We start from the raw sequence: 21,589 nt of genomic DNA, 5'->3' as shown, positions 1-21,589 counted from the left end.
GCTTGATAATGGCCGAAACACCGCGACCGGCGGAACACACCTCCAGCCTGAAGATCTACTTCCGGCTGCTGAGCTATGTGAAACCCTATGTCGGCATTTTCCTGCTGAGCATCATCGGTTTCGTGATCTTTGCCTCGACCCAGCCGATGCTGGCGGGGATCCTGAAGTATTTCGTCGATGGGCTGAGCAACCCCGAAGCGGTGTTGTTCCCCAACGTCCCCTACCTGCGCGACCTGCAACTGCTGCAGGCAGTGCCGCTGCTGATCATCCTGATTGCCGCGTGGCAGGGCCTGGGCTCGTTCCTCGGCAACTACTTCCTGGCCAAGGTTTCCCTGTGCCTGGTGCACGACCTGCGTGTGGAACTGTTCAACAAGCTGCTGGTGCTGCCTAACCGCTACTTCGACAACCACAACTCCGGGCACCTGATTTCGCGCATCACCTTCAACGTGACCATGGTCACCGGTGCCGCCACCGATGCGATCAAGGTGGTGATCCGCGAAGGCCTGACCGTGGTGTTCCTGTTCGGCTACCTGCTGTGGATGAACTGGCACCTGACCTTGGTGATGGTCGCCATCCTGCCGGTGATCGCGGTGATGGTCAGCGTCGCCAGCAAGAAATTCCGCAAGCAGAGCAAGAAGATCCAGGTGGCCATGGGCGACGTCACCCACGTCGCTTCGGAAACCATCCAGGGCTACCGCGTAGTGCGCAGCTTCGGCGGCGAGGCCTACGAGCAGGAGCGTTTCGGCAAGGCCAGCCAGAGCAACACCGACAAGCAGCTGCACATGACCAAGACCGGCTCGCTGTACACGCCGATGCTGCAGCTGGTGATCTACACCGCGATGGCCGCTCTGATGTTCCTGGTGCTGTTCCTGCGTGGCGAGTCCACTGCCGGTGATCTGGTGGCCTATATCACCGCCGCCGGCCTGTTGCCCAAGCCGATTCGTCAGCTTTCGGAGGTCAGCTCGACCATCCAGAAAGGTCTGGCCGGTGCCGAGAGCATCTTCGAGCAACTGGACGAAGCACCTGAAGTGGACAGCGGCACCGTCGAGAAGGAACGGGTGGAAGGGCGCCTGGAAGTGCGCAACCTGAGCTTCACCTACCCGGGTACCGAGCGTGAGGTGCTGAGCGATATCAGCTTCGTTGCCGAGCCGGGGCAGATGATTGCCCTGGTCGGTCGCTCCGGCAGCGGCAAGTCGACCCTGGCGGCGCTGATCCCGCGCTTCTATCACCACGACCAGGGGCAGATCCTGCTCGATGGCGTGGAGATCGAGAACTATCGCCTGCGCAACCTGCGCCGCCACGTTTCGCAGGTGACCCAGCACGTCACCCTGTTCAACGACACCGTGGCCAACAACATCGCCTATGGCGACCTGGCCGGCGCCCCGCGCGCCGACATCGAAGCCGCTGCGGCCGATGCCTACGCCAAGGAGTTCGTCGACCGGCTGCCGAAAGGCTTCGATACCGAAGTGGGTGAAAACGGCGTGCTGCTCTCCGGCGGCCAGCGCCAGCGCCTGGCCATCGCCCGGGCACTGCTGAAGAACGCACCGCTGCTGATCCTCGACGAAGCCACCTCGGCGCTGGATACCGAGTCCGAGCGGCATATCCAGGCTGCCCTGGACCATGTAATGCAAGGCCGTACCACGCTGGTAATCGCCCACCGCCTGTCGACCATCGAGAAGGCCGACCAGATCCTGGTCATGGACCAGGGCCGTCTGGTCGAGCGCGGCACTCATGCCGAGCTGCTCGCGGCCAATGGCCATTATGCCCGCCTGCATGCCATGGGCCTGGATGAACCGGCCAAGGCCGATATCACCTGAACCCTCGTTGATCGGGGCCGTCGCGGCCCCGATTGTCACGGGAATTTTCCTGGGGTGATCTGGCCATAAAGCCGTCGTCTACCCTGTGCTAATATCCTGCCCCTGTTCATTATTTCCATATGGGTTGCCCATGAAGTTGTCCATGCCGCGTTTCGATCAAGCCCCGGTACTGGTGGTCGGCGATGTCATGCTCGACCGCTACTGGCATGGCGGTACTTCGCGTATCTCGCCTGAAGCGCCAGTCCCGGTGGTCAAGGTCGATCAGATCGAGGATCGCCCCGGCGGCGCGGCCAACGTTGCCTTGAACATCGCCGCCCTGGGCGCACCGGCTTCGCTTATTGGCGTTACCGGCCAGGACGAGGCCGCCGACAGCCTGGCCAACAGCCTGCAGGCTGCAGGCGTGCGCTCGGTGTTCCAGCGCATCGCGCACCAGCCGACCATCGTCAAGCTGCGGGTCATGAGCCGTCACCAGCAGTTGCTGCGCATCGATTTCGAAGAACCGTTCGCCACCGACCCGCTGTCGCTGGGTGCCGAGGTCGACAGCCTGCTCGAAGGCGTCAAGGTGCTGGTCCTGTCCGACTACGGCAAGGGCGCACTGAAAAACCACCAGAGCCTGATCCAGGCGGCGCGGGCCAAGGGCATTCCGGTGCTGGCCGACCCCAAGGGCAAGGACTTTTCCATCTACCGTGGCGCCAGCCTGATCACCCCCAACCTCAGCGAGTTCGAGACCATCGTCGGCCGCTGCGCCGATGAGGCCGAGCTGGTCGCCAAGGGCCTGCAGCTGCTGCAGGACCTGGACCTGGGCGCCTTGCTGGTGACCCGTGGCGAGCATGGCATGACCTTGCTGCGCAGCGGCCAGCCGGCGCTGCACCTGCCGGCGCGGGCGCGTGAAGTGTTCGACGTGACCGGTGCCGGTGATACCGTCATCTCCACCCTCGCGGCGGCCATCGCTGCCGGCGAGGACCTGCCCCACGCAGTGGCCCTGGCCAACCTGGCGGCGGGTATCGTGGTCGGCAAGCTGGGTACGGCTGCGATCAGCGCCCCCGAGCTGCGCCGGGCGATCCAGCGTGAGGAAGGCTCCGAGCGCGGCGTGCTGGGTCTGGAGCAGCTGCTGCTGGCCATCGATGACGCGCGGGCGCACAAAGAGAAGATCGTCTTCACCAACGGCTGCTTCGACATCCTGCATGCCGGGCATGTCACCTACCTGGAGCAGGCGCGGGCCCAGGGCGATCGCCTGATTGTCGCGGTCAACGATGATGCCTCGGTCAGCCGCCTGAAAGGGCCGGGCCGGCCGATCAACAGCGTCGACCGGCGCATGGCCGTGCTGGCCGGGCTGGGGGCGGTGGACTGGGTGATCAGCTTCCCCGAGGGCACGCCGGAGAACCTGCTGAGCCAGGTCAAGCCGGATGTGCTGGTCAAGGGTGGTGACTATGGCATCGACCAGGTGGTGGGTGCCGATATCGTCAAGGCCTATGGCGGTACCGTGAAGGTGCTGGGGCTGGTCGAGAACAGCTCGACCACGGCGATCGTCGAGAAAATTCGCAAGAACTGATGTGTTGGGGCTGCTTTGCAGCCCTTCGCGGGCATGCCCGCGAAGGGCCGCATAGCGGCCCAATCATCATTTGTGCAATGAGGTCCGAGCCCGCTCCAGCAGTTCTCGCGCCTTGTCGCCAAACCGCTGCAGGTGCGATGCCCGCACCGGCTTGCTCTCCACCAACCCCTGCTGCTTCACCCAGTCCTTCCAGCGCACCCGCTCGTCCGTGACCACCCAGCCCTCCTGCCGTGCAAAACTTTCGGCCAGGTACAGCCCGCGCGTGCTCGCCGGCACCAGTTCGTCTTTCTTCACGGTATACAGCTCAGCCAGTGGCTGGCCGTCCTTCAACGGCATCAGGTACAGGTCCGGCCGTTTGCGGTTGAGCCGCGCCACCAGTTGGTCGCCCTCCAGCCGCTCATCAACGTGGAACAGGCTGAGTTTCTTGGCGTCCCGGGGTACCTGCAGGCGCATGTCATAGATCAGTTGCAGCGAGGCGGTGGGCAAGTGCACATACGCCCGTGGCCGTTCCAGCAGCATCAGCTTGCCGCAGTGCACCGGGCGTGCGGCACCGGACTCCGGAGCCAGCACGAAGTGTGGTGTTTCGCGGTAGTGCAGGGCGGCAGCGTAGGGCACCGGCAGCCAGGTGTCGTTGAAGCGCCCGCCCAGCCAGCCCTCCGGGGTTTCCAGCAGGCATTCCTCGGCCACTTCCTGCACGGCGGTGTGCAATGGCAGGTTCAGCTCCTGCGCCGGCACATAGCCGGAAATCAGTTTCAGCACCACATCGCCACGGTCTTGCCGGCGCTGACGTACCAGCACCCAGTAATCGCGGTTCTGCCAATGCAGGGTCAGCCGCACCGACACGCCCAGGTTGGCCAGTTCGACCACGAAGCGCTGCACATCGGGCAGCTGGATGGCCTTGCGCCGCTGTTGGGTCTGGGCAAAGTTCAGCGGCATGCCGATGCTCTGGTAGATCAGCCCTTCGGGCGTGGCCTCGACATGCAGCGGCAGTGTCTTGAAGTTGCTCGGGTTCTTGCGGATCAGCGTTCGCGCCACGAGGCTCCTCCTTGCGTCGGGTCAGTCTCCAGGCCCTTGGGCCTGGGGCAACTCAATGCTGGCCCAGGATACGGGCGACGGTGGCCACGTTGTGGGCCAGGTGCAACGGATTGATGGTGCCGACGATAGCACTGCTGACGCCCGGGTGGGCGAACAGCAGTTCGAAGCTGGCTTGCACCGGGTCAACGCCCGGGGCCAGGCAGATATGCCCGCTGGCCAGGGCCTTCTTCACCAGGATGGCCTTGCCGTGTTCGGCAGCGTAGTCCAGCACCGGGCGTTCTGCCTGTTCGTTGAGGTTGTAGGTGACCATGGCACAGTCGCCTTGCTCCAGCGCCTTCAGGCCGCCGGCGACGGTCTTGCCGGACAGGCCGAAGCCGAGGATCTTGCCCTCCTGCTTGAGCTCGGCCAGGGTCTGGTAGACCTCCTGCTGTTCGAGGATCGCCAGGTCGTTGCCGTCGGAATGCACCAGCACCAGCTCGATGCGGTCGGTTTCCAGGCGCCGCAGGCTGCGCTCCACCGAACGGCGGGTGTGGGCGGCGCTGAAATCGAAGTGCGACTGGCCGTTGTCGAATTCTTCGCCAACCTTGCTGACGATCACCCATTCATCGCGCTGGCCGCGCAACAGCGGGCCCAGGCGTTCTTCGCTGCGGCCGTAGGCCGGGGCGGTGTCGATCAGGTTGATGCCCAGCTCACGGGCCTGGGCCAGCAGCAGGCGGGCTTCGTCATCGCCGGGGATGGTGAAGCCGGTGGGGTACTTCACGCCCTGGTCGCGGCCCAACTTGACTGTGCCCAGGCCTAGCGGCGAAACCTTGAAACCGGTGCTGCCCAAGGGGCGATGGAAGTCGTGCAGGGTGGGCAGGCTCATGGCAGCAGTTGCTCCCAGGCCGGTACGCCCAGCGGTGGACGTGGCAGGTCGGCCAGGTCGGCCTGCACCTGTGGGCGGATGCCGTCGCGCTCCAGGTGGCTGATGACCCGGTCGCTGAAGTCCGGTGCCAGGGCCAGCTTGGTCGGCCAACCCACCAACAGGCGTTGCTGGTCGGCGAGGAAGGCGTTGTCCGGGCGTACCAAGCCCGATTGCGCCGGTTCCGCCCGGTCGACCCGCAGGGTGGCCCAGCGCACCTGGCTCTGGTCGACCCATGGCAGCAGGCTGGCGATCTCTTTCTGTGCAGCGGCGATTTGCGCAGCCGGTTCGCGGGCAACGCCGTCGGCTTCGGCCAGGTCGCCGCCCAGGTACCAGACCCACTGGCCATCGGCGGCCGGGTGGGTGGTTACTGTCACCCGTGGCTTCGGCCCGCCGCCCAGGCAATGGGCGTAAAGCGGTTTCAGGTTGGCACCCTTGGCCATCACCATGTGCAGTGGGCGTGTCTGCATGGCCGGCTGGCTCAGGCCCAGGGCATGCAGCAGGTCTTCGGTGCCGGCGCCGGCGCTGAGCACGATGCGCTGGGCGCGGATGTCGCGCTCGTCCACGCGCAGGCCGATCAGGTCGTCGCCCTCGCGCAGCGGCTCGATGCGCTCACCGGCCAGCAGGCTGTCGCCTGCCAGTTCGGCCAGGTTGGCCAGCAGGCTGGGCACGTCGATGACCAGCTCGGCCAGGCGATAGACCTTGCCCTTGAAGGCGCGGTCCTGCAGCGCGGGTGGCAGTTGCTCGCCCTTCACCTGGTCGACCCGGCCGCGCACGGCCTTGCTGGCGAAGAAGCTGGTGAGGTTGCCGGCCAGGGTGCCTGGCGACCACAGGTAGTGGGCGTCGGACAGCAGGCGGGTGCTGGTCAGGTCCAGCTCGCCGCTGCCGCTCAGCGCTTCGCGCCAGCGGCGCGGCATGTCGGCGATGGCTTCCGAGGCGCCGGTGAGGGCGCCGTGCAGGGCGTACTTGGTGCCGCCATGGATGATGCCCTGCGACTTGATGGTCTGCTCGCCGCCAAGGCTGGCGCGTTCCACCAGTACTGTCGAATAGCCCAGACGGCGCAGGCGGGCATTGAGCCAGAGGCCTGCGACCCCGGCGCCGACGATCAGCACGTCAGTGGAAATGGCGGATGGCATGGCGGTACCTCGAAGACTGGGACAGCTGGCAAGTATACAGGGTCGCGCCTGCGGGGGCCTGCCTTGAGGTTTTTTGCGCCTGTGAGATCGAGCGCCGCCCGAAACAAATGTAGGAGCGAGCTTCGCTCGCGATGCGCCGCGCGGGCGGCGCTCGATCTACGCGACACCACAAAAATCAAGACAAGCACCTGGCAGCCCTGACCCAACCTCCCGCCAGACCCAAGGCGAACATCAATGCCCAGCCGTCTTCGAAAACAGCTGAATCACCACCACCCCACCCACAATCATCGCCATTCCCAGCATCGCCGGCACATCCAGCTTCTGCCCATAGATCACCAAGGCCGCCACACTGATCAGCACAATCCCCAGCCCAGACCAGACGGCATAGGCGATCCCCACCGGAATGCTGCGCACCACCAGGGTGAGCATCCAGAACGCGATGCCATAGCCAACCACCATCAGCAGCAACGGCAAGGGCGTGCTCAAGCCTTTCACCGCTTTCATGGACGCGGTGGCGATGACTTCGGCGCAGATGGCGATGGCGAGGTAGGTGTAGGCATTCATGGCGGGATCCTCCGGTAACTGGGTGGGCATTCTAGACGCTACCTGGATGGGGTAAAGTCATTACCTATCACTATGGGAGATAGGTCGATGGCCGAGCAGTGGAACCTTGAACAGCTACGTACCTTCCTGCGCGTTGCAGAACTGCGCTCCTTCTCTGCCGTGGCCCGCGAGCAGCGCAAGGCCCAGTCGGCGATCAGCAGTGCGATTGCCCTGCTTGAAACCGACCTGGGGGTCACCTTGTTCGAGCGCAGCAGTGGCCGGCAACCCAAACTGACCGAGAACGGCAGCGCCCTGCTGGAGGATGCCCGTGAACTGTTGCGCCAGTGCGAGCGCCTGGATGGCCGTGCGTTGGCGTTGATGCGCGGGCAGGAGGCCTTGCTGCGGGTCGCCCAGGACGAAGCCATGCCCTATCAGCCGGTCATCGACAGCCTTGACGAACTGGCCAGCCGCTACCCGTTCCTGGAGGTGCAGCTGGCCAGCGGCGCTCAGGGCGACGTGGCGCGCAAGCTGGTGGAGCGGCGCGCCGATCTTGGCCTGTTCTTCCACCACGAAAGCATCCCGGCCTCGCTGGAGCGGCGCGCCCTGGGCAGTGTGGAAATGGTCACGGTGTGCGCGGTCGGCCACCCGCTCGCCGGCGAAGGCCGGGTCACCCGCCAGCAACTGGCGCGCCACCGACAATTGCTGATCGCCCCGCAGCAAAGCGGCTACCCCGGCGGCGAGGCGATCAGCCCGCAGGTGTGGCGCGCCGACAGCTTCTACGCCATGGCCGAACTGCTGATGCGCGGCCTGGGCTGGGCCTGGCTGCCGCGGCACGTGGTGCAGTACCCGACTTACCAGGCGCACATGGTCGAACTGGACAGCGAGTGGCGGCCACCAGCCTTGGTGGTGGAGCTGGCCTGGCGCCGCGACGAGCCACTGGGGCCGGCCGCGCAGTGGCTGGCCGAGCGCTTTGCGGTGCACCTGCGCGCGATCGGGTAAACTCCGCGGCCATGAACAGAACTCTCTATACCTTGCTGTTTCACCTGGGCCTGCCGCTGGTTGCGCTGCGCCTGTACCTGCGCGCGCGCAAGGCGCCGGCCTATGGCCAACGCATCGGCGAGCGCTTTGCCTTCAAGCTGCCGGCCATGCGCCAGGGCGGCATCTGGGTGCACGCGGTGTCGGTGGGCGAGAGCATTGCAGCGGCACCGATGGTGCGTGCCTTGCTCAAGGCCTACCCCGAATTGCCGATCACCCTTACCTGCATGACCCCGACCGGTTCCGAGCGTATTCGCGCCATGTTCGCCGACGAACCGCGTGTGCAGCATTGCTACCTGCCTTACGACCTGCCTTGGGCGGCGGGGCGTTTTCTTGATCATGTGCGGCCGAAGCTGGGCATCATCATGGAAACCGAGCTGTGGCCCAACCACATTCACCAGTGTGCGAAGCGCGGCATTCCGGTAGCGCTGGCCAATGCTCGCTTGTCCGAGCGCTCGGCCCGTGGCTATGGGCGCTTTGCCAAGCTGACCCGGCCGATGCTGGCCGAGATGAGCCTGATTGCCGTGCAGACCGAAACCGAGGCCCGGCGCTTCCGTGACCTGGGTGCACGCCCTGAGTGCGTACGGGTCACCGGTTCGATCAAGTTCGACCTGAAGATCGACGAGCAACTGCTACCGCGTGCCAAGGCACTGCGTGCGCAGTGGGGAGCTGAGCAGCGCCCGGTGTGGATCGCGGCCAGTACCCATGAAGGCGAGGATGCGCTGATCCTGCAGGCGCACCGGCAGTTGCTGCAGGTGCATGGTGATGCCTTGCTGATCCTGGTGCCGCGCCACCCTGAGCGCTTCGCTGCGGTGCATGCGCTGTGCAGCGAACAGTTCACCACCGTGCGCCGCTCTGCCGGCACGCCGGTCGATGCGCAGACGCCGGTACTGCTCGGCGACACCATGGGCGAGTTGCTATTCCTCTATGCCTTGGCCGACATCGCCTTCGTCGGTGGCAGCCTGGTGGCGACCGGTGGGCACAACCCGCTGGAACCAGCGGCGCTGGCCTTGCCGGTGCTGATGGGGCCACATGTGTTCAACTTCCTCGAAATCAGCGCGATGCTGCGCGAGGCGGGGGCGTTGCAGCAGGTGGACGATGCCGACGGGCTGGCCGAGGCAGTGCGGCGTCTGGTCGAGTTGCCGCAGGACGCACAACGCATGGGCGAGGCGGGCAGGGCGGTGATGCGGGCCAACCAGGGGGCCTTGCAACGGTTGCTCGATGGGCTGGGTGCGTTTATCCGCTGATTTTTGCATTGGCTTCTTCGCGGGCGAGCCCGCGAAGAAGCCAACACTTATCTCAAGGCCTGCGCTCGAAGTTCTTGGCTGCCGCTGCCGCCAGGTCCGGCGGCAGGAAGTCCTTGTCCGGGTTGTAGTCCGGCTTCAGATACCGCTTGAGGTCCTGCAGGTCCTGCGGGCTCAAGGTGCCGGCCGCCTGCTTCAGGCTCAGGTTGTCGAGGATGTAGTCATAGCGGCTGTTGTTGTAGTCGCGCACCGAGGTGTACAGCTGGCGCTGGGCGTCAAGCACGTCGACGATATTGCGGGTACCCACCTGGTAGCCGATTTCGGTGGCTTCCAGCGCGCTCTGGTTGGAGATGATCGACTGCTTGCGCGCCTGCACCTGTTCCACGTCGGTGTTCACCGCGCGGTGCAGGTTGCGGGTGTTTTCCACCACCTGGCGGCGCAGGCTTTCGCGCTGCTGCTCGCTCTGGCTCAGGCGCTGGTAAGCCTCGCGCACCTGCGAGCTGGTCAGACCGCCGCTGTAGATCGGGATGTTCAACTGCAGGCCGATGCTGGTCTGCTCGACGTCGCCGCTATAGCGTGTAACGGGGGCCGGTGCGGGGTTGGTGAACCCGAAGTTGTCGTTGTCACCCTTCTGATATTTGGCAACTGCGTCCAGGGTCGGCGCATGGCCGGCCTTGCGCTGGCGCAGGGTTTCCTCGGCAGCGACGACCGCGTGGTTGGTGGCTAGCAGGTTGAGGTTCTGGCGCCCGGCGGTTTCGACCCAGGCCTTGGCGTCGTTGGGCGTAGGGACCTGCACCGGCAGGGTATGGACCACGCCTTGAATCGATGTGTATTCCCGGTTGGTCAGGGTCACCAGGGCCTCGAAGGCATCCTGTACCTGGCGCTCGGCAATGATCCGGTTGGCCCGCGCCGTGTCGTAGCTGGCCTGGGATTGCAGCACGTCGGTCTTGTCGGAGAGGCCGACGTCGAATCGTTCGTTGGACTGGTCCAGCTGGCGCTTGAAGGCAGCTTCCTCGGCCTTGGTCGCGGCCAGGTTGTCCTGGGCACGGAGCACGGCGAAGTAATTCTGCGCGGTTTGCAGGATCAGGTTCTGCTCGGTCGCCGACAGCTCCAGCGCCGCCTGTTCGTTGACCGCCTCGGCCGCCTGCAACTGGAACCAGCGGTCAGCGCGGAAGATAGGTTGCGCCAGGGTCGCGCTCCAGGTATTGCCGCTGCGGTTGCTGGTGGCCGATGGTTCGTCCAGCTTGGTGCGGGTGTTCAGCATTTCGGCACCGGCCGAAAGGTTGGGTAGCAACCCGGCGCGAGCCTGCGGTACCACTTCACGGCGGGCGCCGTAATCGGCACGGGCCGCAGCCAGGTCAGCGTTATTGTCGACCGCTTCCTGGTAGACGCTGACCAGGTCGGTCTTCACTGTTTGGGGCACGTCCGCTGCCCAGACCACTCCGTTGGACGCACAAGACACGGCTATTGCCAGTGAGAGTTTGCGCAGCATAGAGGCAATCCTTGTACGAAATTGAATTACTGAACTGTTGAGTATCGAGCGACGGGCCAGTTTAGTGCCATGCGCACCCGGCAACAATCGCTCGGGGTGCCTTTCATCATCCGCGCATTTACCTGCTTGGCTTTGCCGACCACTCCAGTCTAGACTGCGCATGTTCTTGTCGGGGTGCCTTGAAGCAAAGGCTGAGATCGCAAAGTTGCGGATCCCGTTGAACCTGATCAGGTTAGCGCCTGCGTAGGGAACAAGATTGCTCGCCTTCCCGGGGAGCCTCTTGTGCCAGGTCCGGGAATGTCACAGCTGCATGCAGCTTCAGGCACCCCCATATCCGGCACTGCACCCAAAAAAGGGGTGCGTCCGCGCCTTTCAGGTTCACCCCGACATTCCACTGCTAGGAAGCCGTCTGGAGAGCCTGTGATGACCAAACAAGAAAAAGCGATCAACCTCAGCGAATCGGCACAAGTCGATCAGCAGTCCGTGCAACCGTTCCCGCGTTCGCGCAAGGTGTATGTCGAAGGCTCGCGCCCGGACATCCGCGTGCCCATGCGTGAAATCAGCCTGGACGACACCCCGACCGATTTCGGTGGCGAGTCCAATGCCCCGGTACTGGTCTACGATACTTCCGGCCCGTACACCGACCCCAACGTGGTCATCGACGTGCGCAAGGGCCTGGCCGACGTGCGTTCGGCCTGGATCGACGCCCGCGGTGACACCGAGCGCCTGGCCGGCCTGAGCTCCGATTTCGGCCAGCAGCGCCTGAACGATGCGGAACTGGCCAAGCTGCGTTTCGCCCACGTGCGCAACCCGCGCCGTGCCAAGGCGGGTGCCAACGTCTCGCAGATGCACTATGCCCGCCAGGGCATCATCACCGCCGAGATGGAGTACGTGGCCATCCGCGAAAACATGAAGCTGCAAGAGGCACGCGCCGCCGGCCTGCTCGACGAGCAGCACGCCGGCCACAGCTTCGGGGCCAACATCCCGAAAGAAATCACCCCCGAGTTCGTTCGCCAGGAAATCGCCCGTGGCCGCGCGATCATCCCGGCCAACATCAACCACCCGGAAGTGGAGCCGATGATCATCGGCCGCAACTTCCTGGTGAAGATCAACGGCAACATCGGCAACAGCGCCCTGGGTTCCTCGATCGAGGAAGAGGTGGCCAAGCTGACCTGGGGCATCCGCTGGGGTTCGGACACGGTCATGGACCTGTCCACCGGCAAGCACATTCACGAAACCCGTGAGTGGATCATCCGCAACTCGCCGGTGCCGATTGGTACCGTGCCGATCTACCAGGCCCTGGAAAAGGTCAACGGCGTGGCCGAAGACCTGACCTGGGAGCTGTTCCGCGACACCCTGATCGAGCAGGCCGAGCAAGGCGTGGACTACTTCACCATCCACGCCGGTGTACTGCTGCGCTATGTGCCGCTGACCGCCAAGCGCGTCACCGGTATTGTCAGCCGCGGTGGCTCGATCATGGCCAAGTGGTGCCTGGCGCACCACAAGGAAAACTTCCTGTACACCCACTTCGAAGAAATCTGCGAAATCATGAAGGCCTACGACGTCAGCTTCTCGCTGGGCGACGGCCTGCGCCCCGGCTCGATTGCCGACGCCAACGATGCTGCGCAGTTCGGTGAACTGGAAACCCTCGGCGAGCTGACCAAGATTGCCTGGAAGCACGACGTGCAGTGCATGATCGAAGGCCCTGGCCACGTGCCGATGCAACTGATCAAGGAGAACATGGACAAGCAGCTGGAGTGCTGCGACGAGGCGCCGTTCTACACCCTCGGCCCGCTGACCACCGATATCGCTCCTGGCTACGACCACATCACCTCGGGCATTGGTGCGGCGATGATCGGCTGGTTCGGTTGCGCCATGCTCTGCTACGTCACGCCCAAGGAGCACCTGGGCCTGCCGAACAAGGATGACGTGAAGACCGGCATCATCACCTACAAGATCGCCGCTCATGCCGCTGACCTTGCCAAGGGCCACCCGGGCGCGCAGATTCGTGACAACGCCTTGTCCAAGGCGCGCTTCGAGTTCCGTTGGGAAGACCAGTTCAACCTCGGCCTGGACCCGGACACTGCCCGTGCCTACCACGACGAGACCCTGCCGAAGGAATCGGCCAAGGTCGCGCACTTCTGTTCGATGTGCGGGCCGAAGTTCTGCTCGATGAAGATCACCCAGGAAGTACGCGAGTACGCCGCCAAGATCGAAACCGTGGATGTGACGGTCGAGCAAGGCATGCGCGAACAGGCCGAGCGGTTCCGCCAGGAAGGCAGCCAGCTGTATCACAAAGTCTAAGACCGCTGGGGCCGCTTTGCGGCCCTTTCGCGACGCAAGGCCGCTCCCACAGGGACTGCGCAAGGCTTGAGGCCAGCGCGGTTTTTGTGGGAGCGGCCTTGTGTCGCGATACGAGGACGCAGTCCACGCCAGGAACACCAACAACATTGCCGGCGAGCGCCAACCATGACATCACCCAGCCAATTTTCCCCCGACCACCCGGTCCCCATCGCCCAGCGCATCTTCGGCGCCCGCGACCTGTTCTCGCTTTGGTTCTCTCTGGGCATCGGCCTGATGGTGCTGCAGGTCGGCGCCATGCTGGCCCCAGGCCTCGGCCTTGCTGGCGCTGTGCTGGCCATCGCCCTGGGCACCGGCGTGGGTGTGCTGTTGCTGGGGGCTGCCGGTGTCATCGGCAGTGACACTGGCCTGTCGGCCATGGGCACCCTGAAACTCAGCCTGGGCGGCCATGGCGCGCGCTTGCCGGCGCTGCTCAACCTGCTGCAACTGGTGGGCTGGGGCGCGTTCGAGATCATTGTCATGCGCGATGCCGCCAGCCTGCTGGGCGCGCGGGCGTTCGGTGAAGCCAGTGCCTGGAACAGCCCGATGCTCTGGACCCTGTGCTTCGGCGCCCTGGCCACCTTGCTCGCGGTCGGTGGGCCGCTGGCGTTCGTGCGCAAGGTACTGCGCACCTGGGGCATCTGGCTGCTGCTGGGCGCGTGCCTGTGGCTGACCTGGAACCTGTTCGCCAAGGCTGACCTGGCAGCACTGTGGAACCGCGCCGGTGACGGTTCGATGTCACTGGCCGTGGGCTTCGACATTGCCATCGCCATGCCGCTTTCCTGGTTGCCGCTGATCGCCGACTACTCGCGTTTTGCCCGCAACGGCAAACAGGTATTCGGCGGTACGGTGCTGGGCTACTTCATCGGCAACACCTGGCTGATGAGCCTGGGCGTGGGCTACACCTTGGCCTTTGCCGGCAGTGGCGAAGCCAACGCCTTGCTGCTGGCCCTGGCGGGCGCCGGCATGGGCATTCCACTGCTGCTGATTCTGCTGGACGAGTCGGAAAAAGCGTTTGCCGACATCCACTCGGCGGCCGTTTCCACCGGTGTGCTGGTACGCCTGAAGGTCGAGCACCTGGCGCTGGCCATTGGCGTGCTGTGCACGCTGATCGCCCTGCTGGCGCCACTGGCACAGTACGAGAACTTCCTGTTGCTGATCGGTTCGGTGTTCGCACCGCTGTTCGGTGTGGTATTGATGGACCACTACGTGATCCGTCGTCGCCGCCTGCCGGCACAGGTGAATGGCTTGCACTGGCAGGCACTGCTGGCCTGGGTGGTGGGCGTGGTGGCGTACCATGTGATCGCCGCGCAGGCGCCGGACCTGGGGGCGACCCTGCCGGCATTGCTGCTGGCAGGGCTACTGCACGGGCTACTGAGCTTCAGCCGCGGCCGGGAAAGAGTTCAGGCTTGAGCACGCCATTCAGGCGCGGGTAGGGGATCTTCAATTCCACGTGGCCCATGGAGTAGGGCGCGATGGTATAGACCTCGTACTTGACCACCACTGCGCCGTACGTCAGGGCAACGTGCGGCGACTGCTTGAACGGCCAGGTCTTGATGAACTCGGCGTCCTTGTCCATGCCCACGCTGATCAGCCAGGCGCGGTGCGATTCCTCGACGGTTTTCCAGAACGTGTCTTCCTGGCCTGGCACCAGCATGTCCTGCAGGGTCAGCACCTTGTCCAGCTTGCGCGAATAGTTGATGAAACCACGCCCGGGCATGCCGTGGGCGCCGCCGCTGTCCAGGTAGCTGGACAATTCGATGATCACCAGTCCGTCATGCTGCTCGCGTACCTTGGCCTGCAGGTAGCTGCTGTTGCGCTTGTCGGCGCTGGCCAGATACTGCTGCTCGTAGGCTTGCAGGGTGGTCGGTGCGTTGCCGCGCTGGTTGTCTTCGGTCAGTTGCAGCAGGCGTTTCTCGACGATGCCATCAAGCTTGGGCAAGGCCGGGAAATGGATCATGTCGATGTTCACCAGCGGGCAGTCGCTTTCGCTGCAGCCGGGTTTGACATGCTCCCAGGCATCGCGCTTGACCTCGAGCGGCGCCCGGTAGTTGGGCGTGAACAGGCTTTGGCAGGCACCCAGGGCCAGGGCCAGCACAGCCACGGAAGTCAGTTTGACAAGTGTCATGGGGATCCTTGCAGAACAGGGAAAAGTCGGCCTTTGACCGTCTGCGCGGCCTTCAGTTCGCCACTAAGCTAACAGAGAGAAGGCGCGCTGTCCCGAGTGCGCGAACGGTTGCCGGAAAGGGATGAAACCGGCAGGCGTGCAGAGTAGGATGGCGCGATGCGGTATTCGAGGTAATGAGGATTTCCATGTCAGACGCGTTGAACTCAGTGCCCAAGGGCTTCGAAATCATCGAGCGGGCCAATTGCTTCCAGGGCTTTTACAAGCTCGACAAGCTACGCCTGCGCCACGAGTTGTTTGCCGGGGGCATGGGCCGCGAGATCAGCCGCGAACTGTTTGTGCGCCATGATGCGGTGTGCGTGTTGCCCTACGACCCGCAACGCGACGAAGTGGTGCTGATCGAGCAGTTCCGTGTGGGGGCGCTGGACAAGGTCGGCAACCCCTGGCTGATCGAGATGGTGGCCGGGCTGATCGACAAGGACGAGCAACCCGAGGAAGTCGCCCACCGCGAAGCCGAAGAAGAAGCCGGCCTGACCTTCAGCGCCCTGTGGCCGATGACCCGTTACTTCCCGTCGCCCGGCGGCAGTGACGAATACGTTCACCTGTTCCTCGGCCGTTGCAGCAGCGAAGGGGCAGGCGGCCTGCATGGCCTGGAAGAAGAGGGCGAGGACATTCGCGTGCGCGTGTGGTCGTTCGAGGATGCCTTGCAGGCAGTGCGCGACGGGCGCATCTGCAACGCGGCGACCATCATCGGCCTGCAGTGGCTGGCGCTGAACCGTGACGAAGTACGAGGTATGTGGAAGTGAACCTGCTGCGCGAGCGTTATCGGGTCGACCTGGTCGGGCTGCAGGCAGCCTGCGAGGCCAACTACGCCCGGCTGATGCGCCTGTTGCCCGACATGCGTACCACCCAGAGCTCGCGCCGCATCGGCATGACCCAGGGCGACCAGATGCTTGGCGTGCTGGTACTCGACGTGGTGCTGGCCTGCCCGTATACCACCACCCTGCATGTGCGCCAGGAGCACAGCCTGCCGTGGTTGCCGGTGCCGCACCTGGAAGTGCAGGTGTATCACGATGCGCGCATGGCCGAAGTGGTCAGTGCCGAACACACCCGGCGCTTGCGCAGCATCTACCCCTATCCCAACGAAGCCATGCACCAGCCGGACGAAAAGGCCCAGCTCAACCTGTTCCTCGGTGAATGGCTGAGCCATTGCCTGGCCTGTGGCCACGAGCTGGCAAGCGTTCGCTGAATTGTGACGTGGTTTGGGTGCGGGTGTTTGCTCGCAACTGTTGTACAGCCATAATTCGCGCTGAATCCGTTCGAGGAGACGGCCGTTGCCGCAGCCAGACCAAACGCACCCCGTGCATGTGGTGCAACTGACCGATGCCCACCTGTTCGCCGACCCGGCCGGCAGCATGCTGGGCCTCAATACCCGTGACAGCCTGCGCCATGTGGTTGCCCAGGTGCGGCGGGAGCAACCGCTTGTCGACCTGCTGCTGTGCACCGGCGACCTTTCGCAGGACGCCAGCGTGGCGTCCTATGAAGCGTTCCGCGAGCTGACCGCACCGATTGCCGTGCCCACTCGCTGGTTGCCGGGCAACCATGACGAGGCGCGGGTCATGGCGCAAGTGGCGCCGGAACTGGTGCAGGCGGTAACCGATGTTGGTGCTTGGCGCATCGTCATGCTCAACACCGCAGTGTATGGCGCGACTCACGGTTTCTTGGAGAATGACCAGCTGGCAGTGCTGGAGGCCGCCTTGAAAGAGGTGGGCGAGCGGCATTGCCTGGTGTGTTTCCACCACCAGCCGGTGGATATCGGCTGTGCCTGGATCGCACCGATCGGCTTGCGCAATGCCCAGGCGCTGTTCGATATCGTCGAGGGTTATCCACAGGTGCGAGCCTTGCTCTGGGGGCATGTGCACCAGGAATGGGATGAAGTGCGTGGCGGCCTGCGCCTGCTGGCTACGCCGTCGACCTGTATCCAGTTCGCGGCGCGTAGCGCGGATTTCCAGGTGAGCGAGGAACAGCCGGGCTACCGCTGGTTGCGCCTGCATGCCGACGGGCGGTTGGAGACCGGGGTGAAGCGGGCGCTGGACTTCGAAGTGAAGCTCGACTTCGATAGCCCGGGGTATTGAAGATTTTGGGGCTGCTGCGCAGCCCTATCGCGACACAAGGCCGCTCCCACAGGAGACCGCGTACCCCTGTTGAAGAATTTGTTGCTAAAACCCCTGTGCGGCGCCAAAACCCGGCGAACGCGCTACACTGCGCATCCCTGCGCCCGCATCATCAGGCGCGAAGCCACAGATTCCGGGGGCAGCATGTCGGGTTCCATCCTCTATATCCATGGCTTCAACAGTTCACCGCTGTCGAAGAAGGCGCTTCAACTCGAGGCTGTCATGCAACATCTCGGCCTGGCAGACCAGTTGCGGGTGCCCGCCTTGCACCACCACCCACGGCAGGCCATCGCCCAGCTCGAAGCGGCCATCGCCGAGCTTGGCGCGCCATTACTGGTAGGCAGTTCGCTTGGCGGCTACTATGCCACCCATCTGGCCGAGCGCTATGGCCTCAAGGCCCTGCTGGTAAACCCGGCGGTAACGCCGCACAAGCATTTCGACGGCTACCTGGGCACCCAGCACAATCACTACACCGGTGAAGCCTGGGAACTGACCCACGATCACGTGCAGGCCCTGGCCGAACTGGAAGTACCGGCCCCGTTGGACGCCAGCCGCTATCAAGTGTGGCTGCAGACCGCCGATGAAACCCTGGACTATCGCCACGCCGAGCGCTATTACCGTGCTTGTGCCCTGCGCATCCAGGCCGGTGGCGACCACAGCTTCCAGGGCTTCGCCGAGCGCCTGCCAGCCCTGCTGGCCTTCGCCGGCATTGCCCGTGGGCAGTATGCAGCGCTCGATTTTTCTGTATTTTGACTTTTTGCATTCACCAGACTGACGACGAGACCCTATGGCCACTCCCAGCGCTAGCGCCTATAACGCAGACGCCATCGAAGTCCTCTCGGGCCTTGACCCGGTCCGCAAGCGGCCGGGCATGTACACCGATACCAGCCGCCCCAACCACCTGGCCCAGGAAGTCATCGACAACAGCGTCGACGAAGCCCTGGCCGGTCACGCCCGTTCGGTGCAGGTCATCCTCCATGCCGACCACTCGCTGGAAGTCAGCGACGATGGCCGCGGCATGCCGGTGGACATCCACCCGGAAGAGGGCGTGTCCGGGGTCGAGCTGATCCTCACCAAACTGCATGCCGGCGGCAAGTTCTCCAACAAGAACTACCAGTTCTCCGGCGGCCTGCACGGCGTCGGCATCTCGGTGGTCAACGCTCTGTCGACCCAGGTGCGCGTGCGCGTCAAACGTGACGGCAACGAATACCAGATGACCTTCGCCGATGGCTTCAAGGCCAGCGAACTGGAAGTGGTCGGCTCGGTCGGCAAGCGCAACACCGGCACCAGTGTGTACTTCAGCCCCGACCCCAAGTATTTCGATTCGCCGAAGTTCTCCATCAGCCGCCTCAAGCACGTGCTCAAGGCCAAGGCCGTGCTGTGCCCGGGCCTGTTGGTCAGCTTCGAGGACAAGGCCAGCGGCGAGAAGGTCGAATGGCACTACGAGGATGGCCTGCGTTCCTACCTGGTCGATTCGGTCAACGAGTTCCAGCGCCTGCCCGACGAGCCGTTCTGCGGCAGCCTGGCCGGTAACAAGGAGGCGGTGGACTGGGCCTTGTTGTGGCTGCCCGAAGGTGGCGACAGCATCCAGGAAAGCTACGTCAACCTGATCCCTACCGCCCAGGGCGGCACCCACGTCAACGGCCTGCGCCAGGGCCTGCTGGATGCCATGCGTGAATTCTGCGAGTTCCGCAACCTGCTGCCACGCGGCGTGAAGCTGGCGCCGGAAGATGTCTGGGAACGCATCACCTTCGTGCTGTCGATGAAGATGCAGGACCCGCAGTTCTCGGGGCAGACCAAGGAGCGCCTGTCGTCGCGCGAGGCGGCTGCCTTCGTTTCCGGCGTGGTCAAGGACGCTTTCAGCCTATGGCTCAACGCCCACCCCGAGCTGGGCATGCAACTGGCGGAACTGGCCATCAGCAACGCCGGGCGCCGCCTCAAGGCCAGCAAGAAGGTCGAGCGCAAGCGCATCACCCAGGGCCCGGCTCTGCCCGGCAAACTGGCCGATTGCGCCGGCCAGGACCCGATGCGCGCCGAGCTGTTCCTGGTCGAGGGTGACTCGGCCGGTGGCTCGGCCAAGCAGGCACGCGACAAGGAGTTCCAGGCGATCCTGCCGCTGCGCGGCAAGATCCTCAACACCTGGGAAGTGGACGGTGGCGAAGTCCTGGCCAGCCAGGAAGTGCACAATATCGCCGTGGCCATTGGCGTCGACCCGGGGGCCACCGACCTTGCGCAGCTGCGCTACGGCAAGATCTGCATCCTCGCCGATGCCGACTCCGACGGCCTGCACATCGCCACGCTGCTGTGCGCACTGTTCGTCCAGCACTTCCGCGCGCTGGTCGAGGCCGGGCATGTGTACGTGGCCATGCCGCCGCTGTACCGCATCGACCTGGGCAAGGAAATCTACTACGCCCTCGACGAGGCCGAGCGTGACGGTATCCTCGACCGCCTGGTGGCAGAGAAGAAGCGCGGCAAGCCACAGGTCACCCGCTTCAAGGGCCTGGGCGAGATGAACCCGCCACAGCTGCGCGAAACCACCATGGACCCGAACACCCGGCGCCTGGTGCAACTGACTCTGGACGACGTGCAGGCCACCTGCGAGTTGATGGACAAGTTGCTGGCCAAGAAGCGCGCGGGCGACCGCAAGAGCTGGCTGGAAACCAAGGGCAACCTGGCCGAGGTCATGGTTTGATTCGGCAGCTTCTGGCTGCCTGCCTGGCGCTGGTTGCCCTGCCGAGCCTGGCGGGCAACTGGCCAGAGCTTAAGCTGAGCGCCGAGCACCCGATCGACGGCATGCGCGGTGGCAACCTGTCTGGCCTGGTGGAATGCCGGGGCGGGCTGTGGGGTGTGTCCGACCGCGACGACGACCGTATCTACCGCTTCGACCGGCAAAACCCGACCTGGCGCGCGCAGCCGCTCACCTTCACCCCGCCAGCGGTGCCGGAAAGTGGCCTGCCGTGGGGCCTGAAGTCGCGCAACTGGGCGGCGTCGTACATCCGTGGTGGCGAGCTGGATTTCGAAGGCATCAGCTGTGACCAGGCGGGTAACCTGTACCTGGTCAGCGAGGCTCATGCCGCGGTGCTGCAACTGCCGCTGGAAGGCGAGGCGGACTGGTTGAAGATTGACCCGGCCATGGTCCGTCAGGCCCGGGCCAGCGGCATGCTGTTGAACTTCAATGCCTTGTTCGAAGGCTTGGCGATCAACCCGGAGGGTGACCGCCTGTGGCTGGCCGCCGAGCGCGAGCGCCGTGGCCTGGTGGCCATCGAGCGCCAGCAGTCGGTGTGGACCTGCGGCCGCAGCTGCGTGTTGCTCAGCGAGGCCGGCGTCGAAATGCAGCCGGCGCAGATGCCCAATGCCCAGGCGCTGTCGCGCGACTTCTCCGACCTGGCCTGGTTCGAGGGCAAGCTGTTCACCCTGGAACGCAACGCCTACCGAGTCTGCCGGCGGGATACCGACAGCGGCAAGGTGGAGCGCTGCTGGTCGTTCGCTGCCGATGCCCTGGTCGAGTCGCGCCGCTATCAACAGCCGTTTGGCCTGGCCGAGGCCCTGGTGATCGACGCCAAGGGCGCCTGGATCGGTGTGGACAACAACAACGGCGCCCGCGCCGATGGCGAGGCTCGCCCGATCGTCTGGCGCTTCGACGCGCCGGAAGGCGGATGGAGCGCCAAGCCATGAGCCATGCACCGGGCAAGCGGGCTGGCAAGGTACTGATGATCGTCGCCTGGGCGGCGGCGCTGTTTCTTGCCACGCGCTTCTTCGGCCAATGGGAAGACAGCCAGCGCAACCCCAATGCCCAGGTGCAGTCGTCGCATGGCGAAGGCTTTATCGAGGTGCGCCTGCTGGGCAACGGCCAGGGCCACTTCGTGATGGATGGTGCGATCAACGGCCAGGTGGTGCATTTCATGCTCGACACCGGTGCCACCGATGTGGCCATCCCCGAGGCGTTGGGCCGCGAGCTGGGCCTGGAGCGCGGCAGCCCGGTGCAGCTCAGTACCGCCAACGGCCGTACCGAAGGCTACCGCACGCGCCTGGCCAGCCTGCAGCTTGGGGACATCCGCCTGCAGGACGTACGCGCCATCGTGGTGCCGGGCCTGGACGGGCAGACCGTATTGCTGGGCATGAGTGCCCTGAAACAACTTGAATTTACCCAGCGCGGCGGCACCATGCTGCTGCGCCAGAACCTGAAATGACGAGG

Annotated in this window: 19 protein-coding genes and 1 riboswitch; of the genes, 13 read left to right on the top strand and 6 right to left on the bottom strand. The window is 64.6% G+C overall.

Features of this window, described 5'->3' with window-relative positions:
• The first annotated feature begins 8 nt into the window (after positions 1 to 8).
• Both msbA and hldE read left to right on the top strand, forming a co-directional pair.
• Positions 9 to 1,817: a lipid A export permease/ATP-binding protein MsbA gene (gene msbA / locus A4C63_RS06260; protein ID WP_063911953.1), complete on the top strand. Its 1,809-nt coding sequence runs from the start codon at positions 9 to 11 to the stop codon at positions 1,815 to 1,817.
• A gap of 130 nt (positions 1,818 to 1,947) precedes the next feature.
• Positions 1,948 to 3,369, top strand: a complete 1,422-nt coding sequence (gene hldE / locus A4C63_RS06255; protein WP_013974472.1) for a bifunctional D-glycero-beta-D-manno-heptose-7-phosphate kinase/D-glycero-beta-D-manno-heptose 1-phosphate adenylyltransferase HldE — start codon at positions 1,948 to 1,950, stop codon at positions 3,367 to 3,369.
• A 66-nt stretch (positions 3,370 to 3,435) separates the two neighbouring features.
• On the opposite strand, the gene A4C63_RS06250 is transcribed toward hldE, so the two are convergent.
• From A4C63_RS06250 to A4C63_RS06235, 4 genes are all read right to left on the bottom strand, one after another.
• Entirely contained in the window at positions 3,436 to 4,404 is a 969-nt protein-coding gene (locus A4C63_RS06250) for a hypothetical protein (RefSeq protein ID WP_063911952.1), read from the bottom strand.
• A 52-nt stretch (positions 4,405 to 4,456) separates the two neighbouring features.
• A complete protein-coding gene (locus A4C63_RS06245; protein WP_013974470.1) occupies positions 4,457 to 5,269 on the bottom strand; it encodes an aldo/keto reductase in 813 nt (270 codons plus the stop codon).
• Complete coding sequence (locus A4C63_RS06240) at positions 5,266 to 6,441, bottom strand: FAD-binding oxidoreductase (RefSeq protein ID WP_063911951.1); 1,176 nt, start codon at positions 6,439 to 6,441, stop codon at positions 5,266 to 5,268. The genes A4C63_RS06245 and A4C63_RS06240 overlap by 4 nt, the downstream gene beginning before the upstream one ends.
• Positions 6,442 to 6,672: 231 nt before the next feature.
• Complete coding sequence (locus tag A4C63_RS06235; protein WP_063911950.1) at positions 6,673 to 7,005, bottom strand: multidrug efflux SMR transporter; 333 nt, start codon at positions 7,003 to 7,005, stop codon at positions 6,673 to 6,675.
• Positions 7,006 to 7,092: 87 nt separating this feature from the next.
• Here A4C63_RS06235 and A4C63_RS06230 point away from each other — a divergent pair, with 87 nt between their 5' ends.
• Positions 7,093 to 7,983: a LysR family transcriptional regulator gene (locus A4C63_RS06230; protein WP_025340850.1), complete on the top strand. Its 891-nt coding sequence runs from the start codon at positions 7,093 to 7,095 to the stop codon at positions 7,981 to 7,983.
• A gap of 11 nt (positions 7,984 to 7,994) precedes the next feature.
• The gene (gene waaA / locus A4C63_RS06225) at positions 7,995 to 9,266 is read left to right on the top strand and encodes a lipid IV(A) 3-deoxy-D-manno-octulosonic acid transferase (protein ID WP_063911949.1); all 1,272 of its coding nucleotides are present in this window, start codon (positions 7,995 to 7,997) and stop codon (positions 9,264 to 9,266) included.
• A gap of 52 nt (positions 9,267 to 9,318) precedes the next feature.
• Here the strand turns inward: waaA and A4C63_RS06220 are convergent, their stop codons facing one another.
• Entirely contained in the window at positions 9,319 to 10,755 is a 1,437-nt protein-coding gene (locus tag A4C63_RS06220) for a TolC family outer membrane protein (RefSeq protein WP_063911948.1), read from the bottom strand.
• Positions 10,756 to 10,915: 160 nt separating this feature from the next.
• Positions 10,916 to 11,022, top strand: a riboswitch (TPP riboswitch).
• A 156-nt stretch (positions 11,023 to 11,178) separates the two neighbouring features.
• On the opposite strand from A4C63_RS06220, the gene thiC reads away from it, so the two are divergent.
• Entirely contained in the window at positions 11,179 to 13,059 is a 1,881-nt protein-coding gene (thiC, locus tag A4C63_RS06215) for a phosphomethylpyrimidine synthase ThiC (RefSeq protein WP_063911947.1), read from the top strand.
• Between the two features lie 165 nt (positions 13,060 to 13,224).
• Positions 13,225 to 14,508, top strand: a complete 1,284-nt coding sequence (cytX, locus tag A4C63_RS06210) for a putative hydroxymethylpyrimidine transporter CytX (RefSeq protein WP_063911946.1) — start codon at positions 13,225 to 13,227, stop codon at positions 14,506 to 14,508.
• Here the strand turns inward: cytX and A4C63_RS06205 are convergent.
• Positions 14,477 to 15,223, bottom strand: coding sequence for an RsiV family protein (locus A4C63_RS06205; RefSeq protein ID WP_039612449.1), 747 nt, complete (start codon positions 15,221 to 15,223; stop codon positions 14,477 to 14,479). The two genes, cytX and A4C63_RS06205, sit on opposite strands and share 32 nt — an antisense overlap.
• A gap of 185 nt (positions 15,224 to 15,408) precedes the next feature.
• Between A4C63_RS06205 and A4C63_RS06200 the strand changes: the two genes are divergently transcribed.
• From A4C63_RS06200 to A4C63_RS06170, 7 genes are all read left to right on the top strand, one after another.
• Complete coding sequence (locus tag A4C63_RS06200) at positions 15,409 to 16,026, top strand: NUDIX domain-containing protein (RefSeq protein WP_063911945.1); 618 nt, start codon at positions 15,409 to 15,411, stop codon at positions 16,024 to 16,026.
• Positions 16,017 to 16,469 carry a DUF1249 domain-containing protein gene (locus tag A4C63_RS06195; protein WP_016501905.1) on the top strand — a complete coding sequence of 151 codons (453 nt, stop codon included), beginning with the start codon at positions 16,017 to 16,019 and terminating at the stop codon, positions 16,467 to 16,469. The genes A4C63_RS06200 and A4C63_RS06195 overlap by 10 nt, the downstream gene beginning before the upstream one ends.
• A gap of 85 nt (positions 16,470 to 16,554) precedes the next feature.
• The gene (gene cpdA / locus A4C63_RS06190; RefSeq protein WP_082888271.1) at positions 16,555 to 17,355 is read left to right on the top strand and encodes a 3',5'-cyclic-AMP phosphodiesterase; all 801 of its coding nucleotides are present in this window, start codon (positions 16,555 to 16,557) and stop codon (positions 17,353 to 17,355) included.
• A 183-nt stretch (positions 17,356 to 17,538) separates the two neighbouring features.
• Positions 17,539 to 18,147, top strand: coding sequence for a YqiA/YcfP family alpha/beta fold hydrolase (locus tag A4C63_RS06185; RefSeq protein WP_063911944.1), 609 nt, complete (start codon positions 17,539 to 17,541; stop codon positions 18,145 to 18,147).
• A 34-nt stretch (positions 18,148 to 18,181) separates the two neighbouring features.
• On the top strand, positions 18,182 to 20,086 hold the full coding sequence (gene parE, locus A4C63_RS06180) for a DNA topoisomerase IV subunit B (protein ID WP_015272020.1): 1,905 nt from the start codon (positions 18,182 to 18,184) through the stop codon (positions 20,084 to 20,086).
• Positions 20,083 to 21,069, top strand: a complete 987-nt coding sequence (locus tag A4C63_RS06175; protein ID WP_063911943.1) for an esterase-like activity of phytase family protein — start codon at positions 20,083 to 20,085, stop codon at positions 21,067 to 21,069. Before parE ends, A4C63_RS06175 begins: the two co-directional genes overlap by 4 nt.
• Complete coding sequence (locus A4C63_RS06170; protein ID WP_063911942.1) at positions 21,066 to 21,584, top strand: TIGR02281 family clan AA aspartic protease; 519 nt, start codon at positions 21,066 to 21,068, stop codon at positions 21,582 to 21,584. Before A4C63_RS06175 ends, A4C63_RS06170 begins: the two co-directional genes overlap by 4 nt.
• Positions 21,585 to 21,589 lie beyond the last annotated feature (5 nt).

It is taken from the genome of Pseudomonas sp. p21 (genome assembly GCF_001642705.1).
In the GTDB taxonomy this organism is placed as follows: Bacteria; Pseudomonadota; Gammaproteobacteria; order Pseudomonadales; family Pseudomonadaceae; genus Aquipseudomonas.
Note: the sequence above shows the minus strand (reverse complement) of the source record. Positions and strands in the feature narration are given on the sequence as shown.